Annotated in this window: 19 protein-coding genes; 10 read left to right on the top strand and 9 right to left on the bottom strand. The window is 52.7% G+C overall.

The window, feature by feature from the left end; translation table 11 throughout:
- Nucleotide 1 precedes the first annotated feature (1 nt).
- Together pdxA and F3F96_RS00595 are read left to right on the top strand one after the other, a co-directional pair.
- Nucleotides 2-1,018 (top strand): 4-hydroxythreonine-4-phosphate dehydrogenase PdxA, encoded by a 1,017-nt coding sequence (pdxA, locus tag F3F96_RS00600; RefSeq protein WP_176961322.1) that lies wholly within the window; start codon nucleotides 2-4, stop codon nucleotides 1,016-1,018.
- Between the two features lie 13 nt (nucleotides 1,019-1,031).
- A complete protein-coding gene (locus tag F3F96_RS00595) occupies nucleotides 1,032-1,607 on the top strand; it encodes a YqgE/AlgH family protein (RefSeq protein ID WP_176961321.1) in 576 nt (191 codons plus the stop codon).
- A 42-nt stretch (nucleotides 1,608-1,649) separates the two neighbouring features.
- Here F3F96_RS00595 and glmM read toward each other — a convergent pair whose 3' ends face one another.
- The 7 genes from glmM to F3F96_RS00560 all read right to left on the bottom strand — a co-directional run bounded on the left by glmM (nucleotide 1,650) and on the right by F3F96_RS00560 (nucleotide 10,772).
- Nucleotides 1,650-3,005 (bottom strand): phosphoglucosamine mutase, encoded by a 1,356-nt coding sequence (gene glmM / locus F3F96_RS00590; RefSeq protein ID WP_176961320.1) that lies wholly within the window; start codon nucleotides 3,003-3,005, stop codon nucleotides 1,650-1,652.
- Complete coding sequence (locus tag F3F96_RS00585; RefSeq protein WP_176961708.1) at nucleotides 3,002-3,685, bottom strand: YbbR-like domain-containing protein; 684 nt, start codon at nucleotides 3,683-3,685, stop codon at nucleotides 3,002-3,004. Before F3F96_RS00585 ends, glmM begins: the two co-directional genes overlap by 4 nt.
- On the bottom strand, nucleotides 3,685-4,485 hold the full coding sequence (locus F3F96_RS00580; protein WP_176961319.1) for a diadenylate cyclase: 801 nt from the start codon (nucleotides 4,483-4,485) through the stop codon (nucleotides 3,685-3,687). Before F3F96_RS00580 ends, F3F96_RS00585 begins: the two co-directional genes overlap by 1 nt.
- A gap of 101 nt (nucleotides 4,486-4,586) precedes the next feature.
- Nucleotides 4,587-5,405 (bottom strand): dihydropteroate synthase, encoded by an 819-nt coding sequence (gene folP / locus F3F96_RS00575; RefSeq protein ID WP_176961318.1) that lies wholly within the window; start codon nucleotides 5,403-5,405, stop codon nucleotides 4,587-4,589.
- A complete protein-coding gene (gene ftsH / locus F3F96_RS00570) occupies nucleotides 5,405-7,339 on the bottom strand; it encodes an ATP-dependent zinc metalloprotease FtsH (protein ID WP_176961317.1) in 1,935 nt (644 codons plus the stop codon). Before ftsH ends, folP begins: the two co-directional genes overlap by 1 nt.
- Nucleotides 7,340-7,557: 218 nt before the next feature.
- Nucleotides 7,558-8,550 (bottom strand): tRNA lysidine(34) synthetase TilS, encoded by a 993-nt coding sequence (gene tilS / locus F3F96_RS00565; RefSeq protein WP_176961316.1) that lies wholly within the window; start codon nucleotides 8,548-8,550, stop codon nucleotides 7,558-7,560.
- Nucleotides 8,547-10,772 carry a hypothetical protein gene (locus F3F96_RS00560; protein WP_176961315.1) on the bottom strand — a complete coding sequence of 742 codons (2,226 nt, stop codon included), beginning with the start codon at nucleotides 10,770-10,772 and terminating at the stop codon, nucleotides 8,547-8,549. Before F3F96_RS00560 ends, tilS begins: the two co-directional genes overlap by 4 nt.
- A 149-nt stretch (nucleotides 10,773-10,921) precedes the next feature.
- Here F3F96_RS00560 and F3F96_RS00555 point away from each other — a divergent pair, with 149 nt between their 5' ends.
- From F3F96_RS00555 to F3F96_RS00520, 8 genes are all read left to right on the top strand, one after another.
- Nucleotides 10,922-11,701, top strand: coding sequence for a metal ABC transporter solute-binding protein, Zn/Mn family (locus tag F3F96_RS00555; RefSeq protein ID WP_370465475.1), 780 nt, complete (start codon nucleotides 10,922-10,924; stop codon nucleotides 11,699-11,701).
- Nucleotides 11,701-12,495, top strand: a complete 795-nt coding sequence (locus F3F96_RS00550; RefSeq protein WP_176961313.1) for a metal ABC transporter ATP-binding protein — start codon at nucleotides 11,701-11,703, stop codon at nucleotides 12,493-12,495. The genes F3F96_RS00555 and F3F96_RS00550 overlap by 1 nt, the downstream gene beginning before the upstream one ends.
- A complete protein-coding gene (locus tag F3F96_RS00545; RefSeq protein WP_176961312.1) occupies nucleotides 12,492-12,890 on the top strand; it encodes a GxxExxY protein in 399 nt (132 codons plus the stop codon). Before F3F96_RS00550 ends, F3F96_RS00545 begins: the two co-directional genes overlap by 4 nt.
- 78 nt (nucleotides 12,891-12,968) lie before the next feature.
- Complete coding sequence (locus F3F96_RS00540) at nucleotides 12,969-13,802, top strand: metal ABC transporter permease (RefSeq protein WP_176961311.1); 834 nt, start codon at nucleotides 12,969-12,971, stop codon at nucleotides 13,800-13,802.
- Between the two features lie 36 nt (nucleotides 13,803-13,838).
- Entirely contained in the window at nucleotides 13,839-14,354 is a 516-nt protein-coding gene (locus F3F96_RS00535) for an RDD family protein (protein WP_176961310.1), read from the top strand.
- Nucleotides 14,355-14,356: 2 nt separating this feature from the next.
- The gene (locus tag F3F96_RS00530) at nucleotides 14,357-14,560 is read left to right on the top strand and encodes a hypothetical protein (protein WP_176961309.1); all 204 of its coding nucleotides are present in this window, start codon (nucleotides 14,357-14,359) and stop codon (nucleotides 14,558-14,560) included.
- A gap of 543 nt (nucleotides 14,561-15,103) precedes the next feature.
- Entirely contained in the window at nucleotides 15,104-17,464 is a 2,361-nt protein-coding gene (locus F3F96_RS00525; protein ID WP_176961308.1) for a PAS domain S-box protein, read from the top strand.
- Nucleotide 17,465: 1 nt separating this feature from the next.
- Entirely contained in the window at nucleotides 17,466-18,260 is a 795-nt protein-coding gene (locus tag F3F96_RS00520; RefSeq protein WP_176961307.1) for an HD-GYP domain-containing protein, read from the top strand.
- Between the two features lie 286 nt (nucleotides 18,261-18,546).
- Here F3F96_RS00520 and leuD read toward each other — a convergent pair whose 3' ends face one another.
- The gene (gene leuD, locus F3F96_RS00515; protein WP_176961306.1) at nucleotides 18,547-19,185 is read right to left on the bottom strand and encodes a 3-isopropylmalate dehydratase small subunit; all 639 of its coding nucleotides are present in this window, start codon (nucleotides 19,183-19,185) and stop codon (nucleotides 18,547-18,549) included.
- 92 nt (nucleotides 19,186-19,277) lie between these two features.
- Nucleotides 19,278-20,693: a 3-isopropylmalate dehydratase large subunit gene (gene leuC, locus F3F96_RS00510; RefSeq protein ID WP_176961305.1), complete on the bottom strand. Its 1,416-nt coding sequence runs from the start codon at nucleotides 20,691-20,693 to the stop codon at nucleotides 19,278-19,280.
- Nucleotides 20,694-20,817 lie beyond the last annotated feature (124 nt).

Below are 20,817 nucleotides of genomic sequence, written 5' to 3'. Positions count from 1 at the left end.
GATGAAACCCTGTTTAATCACCGTTGGAGAACCTGCCGGCATCGGCCCTGACTGCACGCTTCGTGCCTTTTCACAAACCCCGCAAGCCTTGCAAAACTGCATTATCGTCTCGCCACTGAGCTGGCTTGAAGATCGAGCCCGTGCAATAGATTTGCCTGTTCAACTCAAAGCTTTCTCCTCACTGAACGAAGCGAAAAGCTACAAACCCGGACAAGATGAGCTCCGCCTCTGGAATCCGATCCCTGAAACAGACGTCGGCTCAGTGACTGCGGGAACCCCATCGGCATCAACAGCCCATGCAGTGATTGGCTGCATCGAAGCGGCCACCCGCGCCTGCCTCGCTAATGAGGCGGCGGCACTGGTGACCGGCCCGATTGAAAAAGCAATCCTGAAAAGCCAGGGCTTTCAATTCCCCGGCCACACCGAATTCCTCGCCCATCTGTCGCGTAAAAACCATGACGACAAAATAACCGATTTCGTCATGATGCTGGCCTCTGATACGTTGCGTGTAGCGCTGTTGACTACCCATATGGCGATCAGTGAAGTGCCTGAAGCACTCTCGATTGAAGCCACTCTCGACTGCGTTCGCATCGTCAACCATGATCTGAAACATCGCTTTGGCATCAAACAGCCACGTCTCGGCCTGTGCGGTCTCAACCCCCATGCCGGAGAGCAGGGTCACTTTGGCAGAGAGGAGATTGATATTCTGGCACCTGCAGCCCGGATTGCCGCTGCTGAAGGCATCAACATTACCGATCCGCTACCTGCCGACACCCTCTTCTCTGCCAACAGTCGCAAGAACTTCGATGCCATTATCTGTTGCTATCACGATCAGGCACTGATCCCGATCAAAGCCTTAAGCTTTGGTGATGCCGTGAATGTCACGCTCGGCCTGCCCTTTGTTCGCACCAGTGTGGATCACGGCACTGCACTTGACCGGGTTGGCAGGCAGGACGTATCTTCCTCAAGTCTTCTGGCCGCCATCGCAATGGCCAAAAGAATGTGCGACAAGCCATAAAACGGAGGTAGATGTGCAGAAGATCAGTGAACTCACCGGACAACTTCTGCTGGCTACCCCCTCCCTGCATGACCCCAGTTTTGCCGACAGCGTTATCCTGATCTGTCACCACGATGATGAGGGCAGCATGGGTTTGATCATCAACCGGCCACAGGAGATAAAGCTCCCCGATGTGCTGGATGACCTCGGTATTGAACAGTCTGCCAAAACGGATGCACGCGATGAAGCACAACAGCGTGTCTTTGAAGGGGGGCCTGTCGATGCCTTTCGCGGTTTCGTGCTGCATGACGGTTGGCATATCTATGAGTCAACCATGCAGATCTCTGAAGAGGTGCATCTCACCTCCTCTCGCGATGTGTTGGAAGAGCTGGCGCGCTGTGAAGGACCTGAACATTACATGTTTATTCTTGGTTATGCCGGCTGGAGTGCCGGACAACTTGAGCAGGAGTTATCCAATAACGACTGGATCATTGCGCCGGTAAGCCATCATATTCTGTTTCAGGAACCACCGGAGATGCGCTGGAATTTTGGTGCCCGCTGCATGGGCATCAACCGTAGTCAGCTCTCAAGTCAGATCGGGCATGCGTGAGAAGTAGCGAGTGAAAAGTGAAAAATCTTAACCCCTCACACCTTACCCCTCACTCTCTTCACACCGCTCTTTAATCGCCTGCATCAACGGCTCGCCAATGCCGAGCATCAACTCCTCATCTTCAGCTTCTACCATAATACGCAATTTAGGCTCGGTACCTGACATACGCACATTGATGCGGCCATTTTCACCCAGTCGTGATTCAGCATCGCCAACCAGCGCCTGCACCTGAGGATCAGCCAGAACGTCCCAACGCTCTTTCATCACTACATTCCATAACTTCTGAGGAAACAGTTCCATTCCGAAAGCAAGGTCTGACAGGGGTTTCTGCTGCTCGGTCATGGCTGTTAACAGTTGCAGACCGGTCATCAAGCCATCACCGGTTGTATTGTGATCCAGAAGAATCATGTGGCCGGACTGTTCTCCGCCAATGTTGCAGCCCCGCTCGCGCATCATCTCCAGCACATAACGGTCACCCACTGCAGCACGCAGCATCTCCAGTCCCATATCGGCTAGGTAACGCTCCAGCCCCATATTACTCATCAGGGTTGTGACCACAGCGCCGCCGGTGAGCTGCCCATGCCGATTTGCATGTTCTGCAAGAATGGCAATGACGCGGTCGCCATCAACAATTTGCCCCTGATGGTCACAAGCGATCAGGCGGTCTGCATCACCATCAAGTGCCAGCCCCACATCAGCGCCGCTCTCCACCACCCTGCGCATCATATGTTCAGGATAGGTTGAACCACATTCGCGATTAATATTGTAACCATCCGGTGAGGCGTGCATGGCAATTACATCACAGCCAAGCTCTCTAAGCATACGCGGCGCCACATCGTAGGCGGCACCATTGGCGCAATCGACAACAACTTTTAAGCCATCCAGACGCAACCCTCTGGGCAGGGAGCCCTTAAGAAATTCAATATAACGACCCCGTGCATCATCAACGCGAGCTGCCTTACCGATCTCCAGTGCCGGAGGCAGCGGTGGTAGATCATCCAGACACGCTTCAATCTCCAGCTCCACCTCATCAGGTAGCTTATAACCATCAGCGGCAAAAAATTTAATGCCGTTATCACCGGCCGGATTGTGCGATGCCGAGAGCATGACGCCTGCATCAGCCCTGAGACTGCGGGTAAGATAGGCAACGGCAGGTGTTGGCACCGGCCCAACCAGCAACACGTTCATACCCTGGGCTGTCAGGCCTGCACAGAGGGCTGATTCAATCATATAACCGGAGAGACGCGTATCTTTGCCGATCAGAATATGTGGACGATGGCCCAGATGCCGGGTGAGAACATGGCCGGCGGCACGTCCCAGAGAGAGGGCAAACTCAGCCGTCATCGGTGACTTGTTAACCGTTCCGCGCACACCATCAGTGCCAAAATAGCGCCTCATCTCTCTTCTCCAGTGATCTCATTGGGAGCTACAGGTGCAACCGCCTGGAAAAGCAGCCCCTTCACTTCAATTTCAATATTGTTATCGACAAGGCGGATGGCCTTGCCTGATGGACTCTCCACACCCGCTTTCACCTTGAACGGGCCACGCTTCAACTCGGGTCTGATCGGTGAAGTATCCACCTTTTTCAAACTATCCAGCCACACTTCAGGCCCGACAAGCTTAACAACCCCCGGCTCAATGGTTAATCCGCTCACCTGCCACTCTTCCGGAAGCTCAAAATGGGCATGCAACGGTATCGAGCGGGTCACCAGCCTGTCTACCTGCAACTCCAGCCGATCAGGCTGAACCTTCTCAATACGCAAACCTACCGGCACAGCAACAGCATCCATCTGCAAAGCTCTCACCACCACACCCGGCGTTGTAATATCGGAGACATCCAGAGCCATGGTCAGCGTTTTCTGCCGCAGATCTTTCAATCGACTCTGCAACCCTTTCACTGTCACCCGCACATGATCCGGCAGATCATTGACGATCACCATCTCTGCAGGTGTACCCTGAACCTGCAGAGGTATATCAAGACTCACCGAGCCTTCGCCCTGACCATGCACCTGCAGCCAGAGCGCGACAGCAATAATAATGGCCCAGAAGTGGAGGTTATAACGACGCAGCAGCCCCATCACACTTTAGCCCCGGGAGAGGCACCATTCGAAGGTACGGCAGCCACCACAGATGAGAGCTTTTGATTCAGTGCTTCGCGCAGCTCACTGCTACTCATCGCCTCACCGATCTGCCCCTCTTCAACCAGAAGTACTTCACCCCTCTCTTCGGAGACTACCACAACCAGCGCATCGGTCTCTTCGGAGAGACCAACTGCAGCACGGTGGCGAGTACCATAATCACCGGCCACAGCATTGGCCTGCGCCAATGGCAGCAGCACACGCGCAGCAACAATGCGTCCACCATGCAGATCCGGGCAGACAATCACCGCACCATCATGCATCGGCGCATCAGGACAGAACAGCGCCTGCACAATATCGGGACGCAGCGGTGCATCCAGTTCAACACCTGATTCAAAGAGGTGGCGCAGGCCTGTATCGCGCTCAATAACGATCAGTCCACCCCAACCCCTGTGCACCAGAGAGAAGGCTGACTCCACCAACCCGTCAAGCAGCTCATCAGTAGCAACTGCCGTAGCAGCCAGCGGATTGACAGCCACACGCATCAGCGCGCGGCGAATCTCCTGCTGAAACAGTACAACGAGAATCACCATAAAGGCGGAGAAGAAGTGGCCGAACATCCACTCGACAGTGAACAGGCCAAAGGTACGTGCAGCCTGATAAGTGACAACCACAATAGCTACACCGATCAACATCTGCACAGCCCGGGTGCCGCGAATCAGGCGCAGAAAGAAATAGACAACGATGGCGACCACCGCAATATCAAGTATATCTATGAGTCCGAATTGCCAGTTAGCCATCTGTTAGAATACCTGTCACTTCCATGCTGCTCAGAATAGTTGCATCAGAGACGCATGCAAGGAATTAACTTGTAGGATGCTCTGAGAGACTCAGAGACTCCTTAAGAGAGCGCCGAAGCCATTCGAATAGCTCTACCCTGCAGCGAAACATCATGTACTCGTAGTATATCAGCACCGTGCAGGATACCAATAGCCCCTGCCACGGCAGTTTCGATCTCGCGATCATCGACCGCAGCTCCGGTCACCGAGCCTATAAACGACTTGCGTGACAAACCCAGCAGCAGCGGCATAGGAAAACGCTTTTTAAACTCGCCGGTAGCGCAGATCAAAGCCAGATTATCTTCAAGGCGTTTGCCAAAACCGATGCCCGGATCAAGCACAATAGATGACTCGGCAATGCCCGCCTGCAGGCAGGTATGAATACGCTGCTCAAAAAAACAGGCCACTTCATCTACAACGCCATTGTATTCAGGTTTAAGTTGCATCGTTTCAGGCGTTCCCTGCATATGCATCAGGCAAACGTCCACACCGCTTGCGGCCACTACGTCCAGGCTCTCTTCGTCAAAACTCAGCGCAGAAACGTCATTCACCAGAACAGCTCCGGCAGCTACGGCCTGAGACATTACCTCCGCTTTCATGGTATCAATGGATACTGTGCAACCCGCTAAGGCCAGCGCTTTAACAACCGGAATCACCCGCTGCAGCTCATCTTCAAGGCCAACTGGCTGCGAACCCGGTCTGGTTGACTCACCACCCACATCGATGATCGCCGCTCCTGCGTCTCGCATGGCAATGCCATATTTCACCGCTTTTTCGACATCGATAAAATTTCCGCCGTCCGAAAACGAATCGGGGGTGCAATTAAGCACCCCCATCATCCATACATTACCATTTGCCGGACGAAACCAGCGACTAGGCATCAGTGAACCTGACCTGCCTCTCCGTCGGACGAATTACTCTCTTCACCGCTTTCACCGATATCCACCTTGGCAGATGGCTCTTCCGGAGGTGCTTCCGGAGATGAGGGTTTCTGCTCAAACTCCTTGATCAGCAACGGCTCTTTGCCTTCCATGACACGATCGATATCGGTCGTATCCAGTGTCTCATACTTGATCAAGCCCTTGGCCAGCAGATGCAGCTGATCCATATGCTCTTCAAGAATCTGCTTGGCACGATCATAGTTATCCTCGATCAGCTGACGCACCACGATATCAATCTTGCGTGCGGTCTCTTCCGAAATGTTGGTCTGTCGGGTGATTTCACGCCCCAAAAACGGCTCATGCTCACGCTCGCCATAGACCATCGGCCCCATCTCATCAGACATGCCCCACTGAGTCACCATGCTACGTGCCAACTGTGTCGCGCGCTCAAAGTCGTTGGATGCGCCGGTCGTCATCTGCCCCAGCACCAGCTCTTCACCCAGGCGGCCACCCATCATGATCGAGATCTGATCACGCAGATACTCCTTATCATGATTGAACTTGTCCTCAGTCGGCATCTGCATGGTAATACCAAGCGCCTGACCACGCGGGATAATGCTCACCTTGTGCACCGGATCGGCATGCTTCAGATATTTAGCAACCAGAGTATGACCCGCTTCATGATAAGCCGTGGTCTCTTTCTGATCATCAGAGATCAGCATAGAGCGACGTTCTGTACCCATCATCACCTTATCTTTGGCCGTCTCAAAATCGGCGCGGGTGACCTTATCACGGTCAAAGCGGGCTGCATTCAGTGCCGCTTCATTGACCAGATTGGCCAGATCAGCACCCGAGAAACCAGGCGTTCCACGCGCCAGCTCCTTGGTATTCACATCACTGGAGAGCGGTACTTTACGCATATGCACTTTGAGAATCTGATCACGACCCAGAAGATCCGGACGCGGTACAGTAACCTGACGGTCAAAACGACCCGGACGCAGCAGCGCAGGATCAAGCACATCAGGACGGTTGGTGGCTGCCACCAGAATCACCCCTTCGTTGGACTCAAAACCATCCATCTCAACCAGCATCTGGTTCAGTGTCTGTTCGCGCTCATCGTTACCACCACCGATACCGGCACCACGATGGCGACCCATAGCATCAATTTCATCGACAAAGATAATGCACGGCGCATGTTTTTTGGCCTGCTCGAACATATCACGTACACGAGATGCACCGACACCCACAAACATCTCCACAAAATCAGAACCGGAGATCGAGTAAAATGGCACCTCTGCCTCACCGGCAATGGCGCGAGCTAGCAGGGTTTTACCTGTGCCCGGAGGGCCCACCAGCAATACGCCTTTAGGAATTTTACCGCCAAGGCGGGTAAATTTGGAGGGATCACGCAGGAACTCGATCACCTCGGTGACCTCCTGCTTGGCCTCATCACAACCGGCCACATCTTCAAAGGTGACGCGGGCAGTGTTTTCATTCAACAGCTTGGCCTTGCTCTTGCCAAAGCCCATGGCGCCGCCTTTACCACCGCCCTGCATCTGGCGCATAAAGAACACCCATACCGCGATCAGCAGCAGCATCGGGAACCAGGAGATCAGTACCGAAAGGATAAACGGCACCTCATCCTCAGCTTTTACATTCACCACAACATGCTGCTCAAGCAGGCGCTGAGTCAGTGCAGGGTCATTGGCAGGAATGGTGACATCGTAAGTTTTCAGCTCACCGCCGTTGTCGCGATACTGGCCGATAACCTGTTTATCTTTGAGGGTGGCTGTCTCAACAAGGCCGCTATCCACCTTTTCAACAAAGGTAGAGTAAGCCATCTTGCTGCCCTTCGCCATCGGCGCCGAAAACATATTGAACAGACTCATCATCGTTACGCCGATAACCAGCCACAGTACTAAATTCTTACCCATCGTTCCTATCCTTTGGTATCCCCTGGTCGGGATCTGCTTCAAACTATTTATCCCTTTAAGCGGGATGAATGTAAAACCAATTTCACGCAAGCGTCACTTAAAAGCATGAAAAGAAGATTAAAAACCACAATTTCTTCTTAGTTTTGTTATGTAGGGGCAGAGCCACATCGATTCAACCCTCTGCCACGCAAACATCCATAATTCTGCTCTGTTTCAGTTCACGCCAGAGCAGATGCACAAACTGACGCTCTCGGCTGTAGATGCAAGCGCCCTTGCCTGCGCTGCAGGCGACAGCCGGAGAGATCGAGTCCGCCACGACCTCCGCGTGCAGTCCACTGCTCCACCAGCACAATATGCCTGCGTCCGGGGGTTACCCCCTCACCCAGTGTTGATGCCATCATCCGCTGCAGCACTCTGGCTCGAATCGGTACTGAAGCCCTGGCCCAATCAGTCCATGGCAGCACCATCAGGCCATCGCTGTTGTTTGAACTCCGGGCAAGAACAATCTCTGCACCGGCCTCCAGATCTAAAGCCAGCCGCTGCGCCTGCTGCTGCCAGCGATTGAACAGCTGTTGCGGATCCACACCTGCATCTGCCATGCGCGGGAAAAGCTCGTGCCTGATACGATTGCGCCAGATGGTTGCATCCCGGTTACTGGGGTCTTCAAACCAGACCACATCAGCAGCTGACAGAGCTTCTCGCAATGCAACGCCGCTAACATGCAGCAGTGGCCGCACAATGCGCAGGCCATGGTGGATACGCTCTGACTGCATGCCTCGACAGCCGCCCACCCCGGCCCCCTGCAGCAACCGCATACAGACAGTCTCGGCCTGATCATCACGGTTATGGGCAAGACAGAGTGTTGTGACACCGGAGCTTCTGCTCCATGACAAAAACTGCTCAAACCTGCCCTTCCGGGCCTCCGCCTCACGATTTGCCTGTGGTGAAAAAGAGAGCCTGACACTACAAAAAGGGACACCCCAGGTTTTGGCCTGTTGCGCCAGCTTCTTACTCTCCTGATGAGAACTCTCTCGCCAGCCATGGTCAACATGCCATGCCTGCACATCATGACCGGATGCTTTCAGGGCCAGAAGAAGCGCTGTCGAATCTGCGCCGCCAGACCAGCCAACCGCCAGCTTATGTGGAAGTTCAGGTATTTCAGGATTGCTTAACCACGCTGCAAAGGTTGCAGATGCTGCATCCAGTCTCATTGCCAGAGCATCAATCCCTGATCGACAATTTTAGCGGCGGCATCCGAATGCAGATCAAGCAGCTCATAGAGCTCGACATTCACTCCGGCCAGTGTTGGTTTGCCTGCTTTCATCAACAGCCATGGCACCTTAGCCTCATCGCCATAGCGCTGGATCACCAGCAGCTCCAAGCCGCCAAGTGGCAAGCGATAGCCGTCAAGCACCCCTTTCACCTGACCGATAGAGAGGCGAAACTCGCGAATTTCAGCCTTATTCTTCAGCACACTGGTCAGCTCTCTCATCGCCGAGCCGGTCAGCGCCACGCCTTCGTTATGGACAATCTGTACCGTTTCGCCAGCCCCTGTTTTGACAGGCTCCACGTTGACACGGCCAACCGGGAACTGACCCAGCTTCTCATCACGCGCACGCATCATACGCGCCACACCGGCATCACGAACGATACCCGCTTCAACCTGCGGTACCGCCAGTGAAAATGCGATACGCTGCACGCCGAGTTTGGCATGCTTCTGCTCGCTGAAGGTCCACTCGCCGGTCATATCCATACACATCGCCACAATAGGAAGCGTAGCCTCTTCAACCTCTACATCCAGCTGGCCGATGGTCTCAAGGTAGAGGTGACGCAGACGTTCGCGCAACAGCAGAGCTGTTTCAGTCAACGCCAAAATCGAGCCGCGCAACACGCAGCCCGAACCGGAGCACTCATCGAGAAATAGATTCTCTTTCGTTTCAACAACAGCAAACAGGGTTGGCATAAAACGATTCTCAAGGAAATGAGCAGCCTCAGAACCGGTCAATGCATGCATGCGCGCCAGATAGTCCGACCACTCCACCCGCATGCAGCCATGGCGCAATGAAAGGGTTTTACCACTATGCAGTGCTTTGGTTACATCAGGCTGAATCAGGACAAGTTCACCCTCCTGCCAACCCTTCTCAAGGTTTTTGTCACCATCAACACTGCGTCCACCACGCAAGCCGCCCTGCACGCGCAACTCACTAATACCAACGAGACCCGCACTTGGTTTTCCAGCCGCAGCCAGATCAGCTTTTCGATCCATCCAGGAGCGCTCAGCATTTCGCCGGGCGATCTCAACACGAACATCCTCATCGAACACTCTAAATGCCAGCAGAGTAATCTTATCGCGCAGCCATGGGTCATCGGCTTTTTTCGCAGCTCTGCCACCAGCCATCTGGGAGAGCAACCAGATCGCCACCGGCTCCTCACCGTTAGCGCGCAGATCCTCAACGGCAGGTTCATCCAGTTTCATCTGCCCGGCCAGCAGCTGATCGAGTCGCTTGGCATCGAGCACCCAGCGCATCCAGAAACCGTGGCCTGTTTTCATCGCCAGCTTCCAGAGTGAGAGCCTGGCCCAGGTTCGCCGCAACATATGCTCACCCAGCTTCTCTTTGGCCAGCAGTGCCAGAATGCCGCCCTCATTTTTACTTCCCACCTTGGCAATCAGGTAACGCATCTGAGGTACAATTTCAGGCTCAAGCCCATAGGTTCGGATCAGGCGACTATCATCAGCAAGCAGAGAGGAGTCAGGCTGATGATGCAGAAAGGCCATCGGCGTTGCCGGCAACATCATCGACTCATAATTGGAGATACGCGCCACCTCAACCACACCCTCAAGGTAGTGCTTGAGAAACTCCTGCAGCGCCCAGACATAGAGACCACCGACAACACAGAGCATGACATGGTTGGTGGTTGCACTCTCCTCATCAGGCAGCGATGCGATGGCTGTTCTGATCAGGCGCAGCAGTAGCACATTTACGGCAGGCACCCATGGCGCGGCATCAGCCTGATCCTGCTTCCAACCCTGCTCCCAAAGCACTTCACAGACATTCAACAGTGCAGCAGCACCCTGTGGCTCTGCACACCAGTGGTGCAGCAGATCGCGGGAGATATGTGGATTCTGTTTGCGCAGATAGGCCACCATGGTACGCACTTTGGCATCCATCGGTGGCAGTGTGTGGGCAGAGACCTTTTCACCACGCACCATATAACGAATGGCATAATCCTGAAGCCTGCGCAGCGAGCCGGAGAGCGCTTTCTCGACAGCCATATCAACCGCAAACGGAATGTACTCGCCGGCATCCTGACCCGACATACGGATAGGCAAGCGACGCACCTCTACAGCACAGCGGTCACCCGGTTGCTCCTGGCGGTTGAGGATAGGCCGGTACCAGCTCCAGCGAAAATCAAAATAATCCGGTGAAATCATAGGTTGGAGAGTTTCCTTATATTCTTACAGATAATCAAGGTTTGGTAGCATTTCACATAGGTCGCTATAAATCCATAGATGGACTTTCTCTGTAAACTGTTAACATGCGCCGCATGCAGAGGATTTTTTACATAAGATGGCGAATTGCAGTGGCCGCTTTATCGATTCTGATTGCGCCATCGCTTGTGCTGGCTGCTGAGATAGCTGTCACCCTGCCACCTTTGGCAGGGCTGGTGAAAATGCTTGATGCAGAGAGTGAGGTGATGTGCCTGCTGCCTGCCGGCGCTGATCCGCACCGTTTCCAGATGCAGCCGCGTACTATTGAGCGGCTAAAAAGAAGTAAGCTGTTGATTCGCACTTCATTCGATGATGGCGGCTGGCCTCTGCCAGCGGATCATGAAAACGTACTCGATATCTGGCCCGACAAAGACCACGGCTGGGTTAGCCCTAAAGAGGTGCGCCTGATCCTGCCGCGTATTGCCAAAACCCTGATCAAGCTAGAACCTGAGCAGCGCCAGAAGATCAACAGCAACCTGGGCAAAGCCATCGCGTTGACTCACGACATTGAAAAGCAGTGGCAGCAGGCGCTCGCCCCGGCCAAAGCTGCAGGCATCATCATGCAGCACCCCTCCTGGCGCAGGCTGATGAACGATATGCAGATCCCGATTCTCAATGTGCTTGAGTCCGGTCATCACGGCCATGAACACGGGCCGCATGCACTCGATGATTCACTGCATCAGATTGATGAGCATCCCAACGCCTGGCTGATTAGCGATGCCGGACACAACAATCGGGCCCTGGCGTGGCTGCAGCAGCATAGTGAGCAAGCGGTTCACCATGTCACGCTTGATGCCCTCTCCGACTGCGGCACAAGCTGGGATCAGATGATGCTGCAGAACCTGCAACAGATATCCGGAGCAAAGCACTGATGGCCCAGAGCATTGTCAAAGTATCCCATCTCCGCTTCGGACCAGCCCATAAACCGATTCTGGATAACATCAGCCTGAATGTAGAGGCGGGTCATTTCATGGGCATCGTTGGCCCCAATGGCGCTGGCAAAAGCACACTGATCAACATTATTGCCGGGCTCACCCCGCCTGATGGCGGTCATATTGATCTAATGGGTGAATGCCTGACCCATTACAGTCGCCACCGCCTGCTCAAGCAGATCGGTTTCCTGCATCAACTGCATGATCATCAACCAAGACTGCCAATGCGCGTATCGGATGTGGTGGCTATGGGGCTGCCCGATTATGCCATGCCATGGCAGTACGGTGATGACAAAAAAGCCATTCTGGAAGCCCTGACCCTTGTCGATATGGAATCACTGGCAGATAAAGATTTCCGCCAGCTCTCAGGTGGTCAGAGGCAGCGTGTCCGCCTTGCCCGCGCTCTGGTCAGAAAACCGAAACTACTGCTGCTGGATGAGCCATCGGCAGCACTGGATAGCGTCAGTCAGGATCGCCTCTTCCGTCTGTTAAGACGCCTTTGTGATGAGACCGGTATGTGCGCGATTATGGTCGAGCATGATATCGCAGCCATCAGCTCGCATGTTGATTCCGTAGCCTGCCTGAATCGTCAGATTCATCACCACGCCATGAAGGGTGAAAATATCCCGGATGATGTCTGGCGCGCCATGTATGGCGAGCACATTCAGATTGTTGCCCACGATGCCGGCTGCATTGGCTGCACCCCAGGCAGCGAAGAAGCGAACCACGAATGAACACCAATAGACACGAATTACTACTGAAGGCGGAAGCTCATCAGATCGTCGGCTGCGCCATGGAGGTTCTCAACACGCTCGGGCATGGGTTTCTTGAAAAACCATATGAGAATGCGCTGGTCGTTGAGTTTGGACTGCAAGAGATCCCGTTCAAACAGCAGCCCCGATTTGATGTGAACTACAAATCTGTAAAGGTAGGCGAATTCATCCCTGACCTGGTCTGCTTTGATCAAATTGTCGTCGATACCAAATCGATTGATAGAATATCCAATCATGAAATCGGACAGATGCTGAATTATTTGAAGGTCACCGACCTGAAGCTCGGCCTTCTGCTCAATTTCAAACACTCAAAACTGCAATGGAAACGGGTCGTGTTAGATGGGAGTTTTGCATGAATGTCAATCGCAATACACCTCTTTTCATTCGTGTAAATTCGCGTTCATTCGCGGTTCAAAAGGTTACAGGGCATCATCATGATTGATCTGTTCAGCGATTTCCTCAACTCGCCGGTCATGGCTGCCAGCCTGCTTCCTGCCATTTTGATTGCCGTGGTTACCGCCTCGATGTCGGTGATGGTGATGGCGCATCGATTGTCATTCCTTACCGTCGGTGTTTCACACGCTTCACTGGCTGGCCTTGGTATTGCTGTTTCACTCTCTCTGCCGCTGCTGCCGGTTGCCACTATCTTCTCCGTGGCCATCGCCCTGCTGCTGGCGCTGATGCCCAAACGTCAGGGCATCTCAGAGGATGCAGGTACCGGCATACTTTTCGCCGGATCTATGGCGCTGGGCATCGTATTGATCTCCACCGCCACCACCACACGTGTAGACCTGTTCGGACTTCTGTTCGGAAACATCCTGACGGTCACCGCAGATGAGAAGCTCTGGCTCTATCTCTTGGGCAGCCTGATTCTGATTATCATGCTTCTAGCTTCACGCGCATGGTGGAGTATCGCTTTTGATGCCGTCACGGCTGAAGCCTCCGGCCTGCCGGTCAATGCGCTGCGTCTGCTGCTCTACGGACTGGTCGGACTAACCGTCATCCTCTGCGTCAAACTGGCTGGCATCGTCTTAACCGCAGGCCTTTTAGTGCTGCCCGCCGCCTGTGCCTGGCTATGGGGCAGATCGCTGGCAAGCCTGTGGCTACTATCGGTTGCATTCTCAATCACCGGCACTCTGGCGGGACTAATCTGGTCCTATGCGCAGGAATGGCCTTCCGGTGCATCGGTTGTGCTGGCACTATGCGCCCTGTTCGTAATTAGTTGGGCCACGCATGGCATCCGCGCAGCGATCACGACGCAAAAGTAGCAGACAGTATTTTTTAGCAAGCAGAGGGGAAAAGAGATGGCAGAGAGCAGTCGCGATCAGGGATCAAGAGCAGGCATTGTTGTCCGCATACTCGCCAGCGCTTACGACCTCACCATTCTATTCGGTGTCACCATGATACTGGTCGGCATTCCCATCACCATCAGCGACCAGGCTCTCGGCATCATGCCACCGCAATGGCTGCAGGGACTACTCTTCCTGACTGTCGTGGGTGCTTATTTCATCGGCTTCTGGGTCAGAGGCGGCGCCACCACCGGCATGCGCCCATGGAAACTACGATTGGCTATGCTTGAGACCGGTGATCCACTAACACCGTTTACAGCCAGCATCCGTTTTGCCGGACTGATGGTCACCTGGATGGCTCTCTCTATGACCCTCTGGTACATCGCCACCAAGGATACCAATCACTTCCTCTTCTTTGTTGCCGCCTCCATTCCAGCGCTGAGCATGCTGGTTATGTTCCTGAGCAAAGAGAAGCTGGCGCTGCACGATCTGATCTCCGGCTCTACCGTCTACAGGTTGAAACTGAAATGAAAATGAGTGCCAGCGATATCTTCTTCAAAATCGGCCTCTCGGCATGGCTGCTCGGCGCAGGCGGCACAGCCCTTGTGTTCATGCTCTCATGGCTTGATGTCATGACTACCGACGGCATCGACTGGCGCATGGTCTGGATCATCTGCGGCGCCGGCGGCCTCGCCTCGATCATTATCGGCGGCGTCTTCAATATCTGGAAAAAGTAAACCTCTGCTATATTCGCAGCAGCTACATCACTCAGCCCATCCGACCTACCAACCCCAGCTAGACCTCCCCTAGTTCGAGTCCTGTACGGGGAGCCAGTCCTGGACAGTAACGGGCACTAATTCCTGTCTTTCCATTCCTCACAGTGCAATCCGTCTTAGTTCAGCTATAATAAAAACTACGGGAATGGGTGTGCGTGTATTTATTGCCCCCCGTGTTACTGAAACGGGGGAAGGCGTTGGGCGCTACTGGTGACCGTCGTAGTTCGGCCACATCCGGTCATTCGGCTTGGAAGTTTATTGTCGCCGTGCGCTAGTTGAAAACTATGCAATTTCATTGCAAGCCTGTGCGTAGCACAGTGCCTTTATAGTTTTTGACTCTTGCACGCGGTTAGCCAAAACGCGGCCTTGACGATTTTAATCGTCTGCGTATTTGCTGTGCGAACCTATGGAATTTATTCCATAGTGGTTAAGTATGTTTTAATTTTTTTCTAGGTATGCTTAAATGAGCTCTATTGAAGTTCACTTAAAGAGGGTAGAAATTATATGTTTGAATCTAAACCCACTCAGGTGGATGAATCACCTTTTTCGGCGATTGTAGATATCACCCATGATGCAATCATTTCTATTGATCAGGACCAGAATATCGTATTTTTCAACAAGAGTGCAGAAGATATTTTTGGATACAAAACCAGTGAGATATTAGGTGAATCGATTGATTTGCTAATACCTGAGTCCTTCCGCGCCTTACATCGAAAACATGTGGATGCATTCGTTGACGGGGAGCACGTTGTCCGCCCCATGAATGGGTATAGGGAAGTTCAAGCACTGCGTAAGGATGGGGCAGTCTTTTATGCTGAGGTTGCTGTTGCTAAGGCCCTAGTGAATGGCAATCCAATCTATTGTGCAACATTGCGCGATGTTACCGATCGAATTCATTCTCAGGAGCTTCTGCAAGTCAGTGAAGAGCGTTTCAAGATGGCTGTCGAGGGAATTAATGATGGTCTGTGGGATTGGGATCTCCTGACTGATGAAGTGTATTACTCGCCTCCCTGGTTTAAGATGCTTGGCTACGATGCCGATGAGTTTGAACCGCATCTGGAGACATGGGCTGAGCTTGTTCATCCGGATGATAAGGTGATGGCACTTCAGCATGTCCAAGAATATGTAACTGGAAAAACTGACAATTTAGAGTTCGAAATGCGCATGCGCCATAAGGAAGGTCGCGATGTTTTCGTTCTGAACCGGGCTAAATTGATAAGGTGCGAGCCAGATGGTAAACCAGTTCGACTTGTCGGGACGCATATTGATATCACTGAGCGTGTACTGGCCAGAGAACAAATAAAGCACCTATCCAATCTTCGCTTGGCCTTGAGTAAGACCATCAAGGCTGTGATGGACAGCCAGAGCAAAGATGAGTTGCTTCAAAAAGCATGCCGCTACGCGGTTGAGTTTGGTGGGCTCAAGATGGCATGGGCAGGTCTGATAGATGAAGAGAGTGGAGCAGTCAGGCCGGTAGCCAAATACGGTAATGGCTTGGAATATCTGGAAGGTATCGAGATTACAACCAAGGAGGATGACTCATCGGGGCGTGGTCCTACCGGCATAGCAGTGCGTGAAAATCGACCGTATTGGTGCCAAAATTACCAGAACGATCCACTCCTAACGCCATGGCAGGAGCGAGGAGCGCAATGTGGTTGGTGTTCATCTGCCGCCATTCCTATACACAGCAACGGCAAGGTTATGGGGGCAATCAACTTTTATGCCGATGTAATCAATGCTTTTGATGAAGAGGCACAAAGCCTGCTTCTGGAAATGGTGGTGGGAATTGAGCAGGGGCTTGCTTCCTATGATCTGCGGGACAAAAACAATGCATTGGAGAAAGACCTCCAAGAGAGTGAAGCGAAACTCAATGCCATTATTGAGGCATCGCCTGTGCCAATTGCTCTGATCGATGAGCAAGAGAGATTCATATATCTGAATAATGCGTTTATAAAGATACTTGGTTATACCTTGGATGATATTCCCACACTGGCCGACTGGTGGCCTCGCGCCTATCCCTTCCCGAAATACCGTGAGGCGCTAATTATTGATTGGCAGAGGCGGATGGTAGAATGCAAGCGTGATGGGAAAGCCTTTCTACCGATAGAAGATGCGGATATTACCTGCAAGGATGGTTTGGTCCGCAATTTTATCGTTGAGGCCACAAGCCTGAGTGGCGACTTCAGTGAAACAAATCTCGTTACACTGTATGAATTCACCGAGCAAAAAAATGCAAAGCTGGAAATCATGGCTGGAAAAGAGCAGTTGAAAGAAGCCTTGAGTGACATCGTTCGGGCGATGTCGGCAATGGGAGATGCTGCAGATCCTTATACTGCTGGTCATGAGTCAAGGGTTGCTGAGATAGCTGCGGCTATTGCTTTGGAAATGGGTTTAAATGACTTGCAGATTGAGGGCATTCGACTGGGTGCCCTGATCCATGATATTGGCAAGATTTCTGCTCCTATCGAAATCCTCAGCAAGCAGGGGAAGCTGACCGAACAGGAATATAGCCTGATAAAACTTCATGCGCAGACAGGCTATGATATTATCAAGGGTTTCAATTTCATTTGGCCGCTGGAAGATATTATTCATCAGCATCATGAGCGCATGGATGGGACGGGTTACCCTCAAGGCCTCAAGGGTAGTCAGATATGTCTGGAGGCACGCATTGTTGCCATAGCAGATGTGGTAGAGGCTATATCCTCGCACCGGCCTTATCGGCCCGATCTTGGTCTTGAGATAGCAATCAATGAAATCAAGGCCCATCGCGGAAGTCGCTATTGGCCGGATGCTGTGGATGCTTTTCTGCGACTCGTTGACAAAAATAAGTTGCCGGTATCTCTCAATGCCAAGGAAGGCGAATAATATGAATCTACTCAATATCATGTTTCGCATATTGTGCATTCTGATAGGCGTTGAGATTTTTGTGATGCTTCTGTTCAGCCTATATGGTGTTCCTGATACCCTGTGGCGAAACATTGCCGATGCATTGTTGCTGGCCCTGTTTAGTGCGCCTTTTCTTTACCAGCTGGTCTTTAAACCCTTAAAACGGCATCACCGCATGGAAAGCGACATGAGACAATTGCATGTGGTTGTTCGGATGTTGTCCAATACAATGAGAAAACGCGATTCGTCAGTATCCCAACATGACAGCGCAGTCACCACGCTGGCGAGGAGTATAGCTCAGGGAATGGGGCTGGATGATGATCAGGTTGAAGGAATCCGTATTGCAGGCACATTGCACGATATTGGGAACATCTGGCTACCGGCCAGAATTCTTGCCAAGCCGGGAACATTAAATACAGAAGAGTTTGAGCTCGTTAAGCAGCACACCCATTATAGCTTAGATATTCTGAAAGATATCGTATTCCCCTGGCCTGTGGCCGAGGATGTATACCAACATCATGAGCGCATGGATGGTTCGGGTTACCCACTTGGTCTCAAAGGAGACCAGATCAACGTTGGGGCACGCATTATCGCTGTTGCAGATACGGTTTGCGCTATGAACGCGCACCGTCCCTACCGGCCAGCCTTTAGCATGGAGGAAATACTGGAAACATTAGAGAAACAGCGTGGAAAGAAATTCGATGCCACGGTTGTCGATGCTTGCCTCAAACTGTTCGATTCAGGCTTTAGTTTGGATGACGCCTCATTGAGATAAATAGCAATTGTCCAGTAAAATGACTGATTGTAAGTATATTTTTAAATTCGAATCTTTTTTAGCTATTTGACCGGCCATAGTTGGCCGACTGCTGCCGATCACGACAGGCGACTCACGGCCGGTTTGAGACAGTCAGAAGTTGAGAAGAACCACCTCATTCCAATGGTGCCCAGTTTTGTCCTGCACGGGGAGCCGCGTGATACTCGAACCATAAGATTTGCCAAAACAAAAAAAGCGCCCAGAGGCCAAGGCATCCGAGCGCTTTTCAGCTTACAGGTTTATTGAATCAGAACAGCCAGGGGGCTGCCTGTTTGCGGGATGCCTCATAGCTGCGGATGGCATCTGATGATTCATGCAGGGTCAGGCCGATATCATCCAGGCCGTTGAGCAGGCAGTGCTTGCGGAACTCATCAACTTCAAAGGCGAAGCTTTCACCTGTCGGGGTGGTGACCGTCTGCGCCTGCAGATCAATCGTCAGCGCATACCCTTCACTGGCGTAGGTCTCTTTGAAGAGCTGATCAACAACCGCATCATCAAGCACAATCGGCAGGATGCCGTTCTTGAAACAGTTATTATAGAAGATGTCGGCAAAGCTCGGGGCAATCACACAGGTGAAACCGCAATCGAGAATCGCCCACGGTGCATGCTCGCGGGATGAGCCACAGCCGAAGTTTTCACGGGCCAGCAGTACCTGCGCACCCTGATAGCGTGGCAGATTGAGTACGAAATCGGCACGTTTGGGGCGATTGGTGCAATCCATCTCAGGCTCACCGCGATCCTCATAACGCCACTCATCAAACAGGAACGGGCCATAACCGGTTCGTTTGATGCTTTTCAGAAACTGCTTGGGAATAATCGCATCGGTATCAACATTGGCGCGATCCATCGGCGCAACCACGCCGTTTAAAGTTGTAAATGCCTGCATATTTTTTTCTCCTTCGGAGTGTGAGGTGTGAAGCGTGAGATGTTAGGCGCGATATATGTGAAGGGATGTCCTTACCCCTCACTCCTTACGCCTCACCCCAAATCCTTATCCCACTCCCTTATATCGACAAAATGGCCGGCGATGCCGGCTGCTGCTGCCATGGCAGGACTAACCAGATGGGTGCGCCCACCCATGCCCTGACGGCCTTCAAAGTTGCGGTTGGAGGTGGAGGCACAACGCTCTCCCGGCTCCAGACGGTCGGCATTCATCGCCAGACACATCGAACAGCCCGGCTCGCGCCACTCAAAGCCCGCTTCAGTGAAGATAACATCCAGCCCTTCAGCCTCAGCCTGCTGTTTCACCAGACCTGAGCCCGGTACAGCCAGTGCCAGCTTCACATTAGCGGCCACCTTTTTACCTTTTACCACTGCAGCTGCAGCACGGAAATCCTCAATGCGGCCATTGGTGCAGGAGCCGATAAAGACCTTATCAATCTGAATCTCGGCAATCGGTGTGCCTGCTGAAAGCCCCATATAATCAAAGGCGCGCTGCCACCCTTCGCGCTGCACCTCATCTCGGGCATCAGCCAGATCAGGAATCGCTGCAGTGACCGGCAGCACCATCTCAGGGCTTGTGCCCCAGCTTACCTGCGGCACGATCTCGGATGTATCGTAAACCAGCTCAGCATCAAACTCGGCATCAGCATCTGAATAGAGCTCAGACCACATCGCTTCTGCCTTGTCCCAATCAATATCGTTTGGTGAATAGGGACGCCCCTTCACATATGCGAGCGTGGTTTCATCCACGGCTACCATGCCGCAACGTGCGCCAGCCTCAATTGCCATGTTACAGAGGGTCATGCGACCCTCCATTGAGAGCGCCATAATCGCTTCACCGGCAAACTCCAGCGCGTAACCTGTGCCACCGGCTGTGCCGATCTTGCCAATAATAAACAGTGCCACATCCTTGCCTGTAATACCGGCCGGCAGCGCGCCATTGACACTGATACGCATCACCTTGGGTTTTTGCTGAATCAGACACTGGGTGGCCAGCACATGCTCCACTTCGGAGGTGCCGATGCCCATTGCGATTGAACCGAAAGCGCCATGCGTGGAGGTGTGGGAATCACCACAGACCACAGTCATGCCGGGCAGAATCAAGCCCTGCTCAGGGCCCATCACATGCACCACACCCTGACGGATATCGTTCATGCCGAATTCTGTAATACCGAACTCTTCACAGTTGGCATCCAGTGCCTCTACCTGCGTACGCGATACGGCATCGGTAATACCCAGAGCGCGATCTGTGGTCGGTACATTGTGATCGGGTGTCGCCACGGTAGCACTGATCTTCCACGGCTTGCGGCTGGTCAGGCGTAGCCCCTCAAAGGCCTGCGGGCTGGTCACTTCATGCACCAGATGACGATCAATATAGAGCAACATGGAACCATCTTCGTTCTCTTTAACGACATGCTGCTGCCAGACTTTATCAAACAGTGTTTGACCCATATGCGAACCCCTTATTTCAACGCGAGAAGAGTAGACCTCTTTCGGGAGAGTAAATCTCAACCGAATTGCAAGCATAACGTTGACTAAACCATAAACAAAAGGAAATATTCTCTACATGAAGTTG

Source organism: Mariprofundus sp. NF (assembly GCF_013387455.1).
GTDB lineage: Bacteria > Pseudomonadota > Zetaproteobacteria > Mariprofundales > Mariprofundaceae > Mariprofundus.
This window is presented reverse-complemented; position numbering and strand designations above follow the sequence as displayed.

Coding starts and splice junctions, on each gene's coding strand:
- pdxA (WP_176961322.1), top strand. CDS start 2: ATGAAACCCTGTTTAATCACCGTTGGAGAACCTGCCGGCATCGGCCCT.
- glmM (WP_176961320.1), bottom strand. CDS start 3,005: ATGAGGCGCTATTTTGGCACTGATGGTGTGCGCGGAACGGTTAACAAG.
- F3F96_RS00585 (WP_176961708.1), bottom strand. CDS start 3,685: ATGGGGCTGCTGCGTCGTTATAACCTCCACTTCTGGGCCATTATTATT.
- F3F96_RS00580 (WP_176961319.1), bottom strand. CDS start 4,485: ATGGCTAACTGGCAATTCGGACTCATAGATATACTTGATATTGCGGTG.
- folP (WP_176961318.1), bottom strand. CDS start 5,405: ATGCCTAGTCGCTGGTTTCGTCCGGCAAATGGTAATGTATGGATGATG.
- ftsH (WP_176961317.1), bottom strand. CDS start 7,339: ATGGGTAAGAATTTAGTACTGTGGCTGGTTATCGGCGTAACGATGATG.
- tilS (WP_176961316.1), bottom strand. CDS start 8,550: ATGAGACTGGATGCAGCATCTGCAACCTTTGCAGCGTGGTTAAGCAAT.
- F3F96_RS00560 (WP_176961315.1), bottom strand. CDS start 10,772: ATGATTTCACCGGATTATTTTGATTTTCGCTGGAGCTGGTACCGGCCT.
- F3F96_RS00550 (WP_176961313.1), top strand. CDS start 11,701: ATGGCCCAGAGCATTGTCAAAGTATCCCATCTCCGCTTCGGACCAGCC.
- F3F96_RS00545 (WP_176961312.1), top strand. CDS start 12,492: ATGAACACCAATAGACACGAATTACTACTGAAGGCGGAAGCTCATCAG.
- F3F96_RS00540 (WP_176961311.1), top strand. CDS start 12,969: ATGATTGATCTGTTCAGCGATTTCCTCAACTCGCCGGTCATGGCTGCC.
- F3F96_RS00535 (WP_176961310.1), top strand. CDS start 13,839: ATGGCAGAGAGCAGTCGCGATCAGGGATCAAGAGCAGGCATTGTTGTC.
- F3F96_RS00530 (WP_176961309.1), top strand. CDS start 14,357: ATGAGTGCCAGCGATATCTTCTTCAAAATCGGCCTCTCGGCATGGCTG.
- F3F96_RS00525 (WP_176961308.1), top strand. CDS start 15,104: ATGTTTGAATCTAAACCCACTCAGGTGGATGAATCACCTTTTTCGGCG.
- F3F96_RS00520 (WP_176961307.1), top strand. CDS start 17,466: ATGAATCTACTCAATATCATGTTTCGCATATTGTGCATTCTGATAGGC.
- leuD (WP_176961306.1), bottom strand. CDS start 19,185: ATGCAGGCATTTACAACTTTAAACGGCGTGGTTGCGCCGATGGATCGC.
- leuC (WP_176961305.1), bottom strand. CDS start 20,693: ATGGGTCAAACACTGTTTGATAAAGTCTGGCAGCAGCATGTCGTTAAA.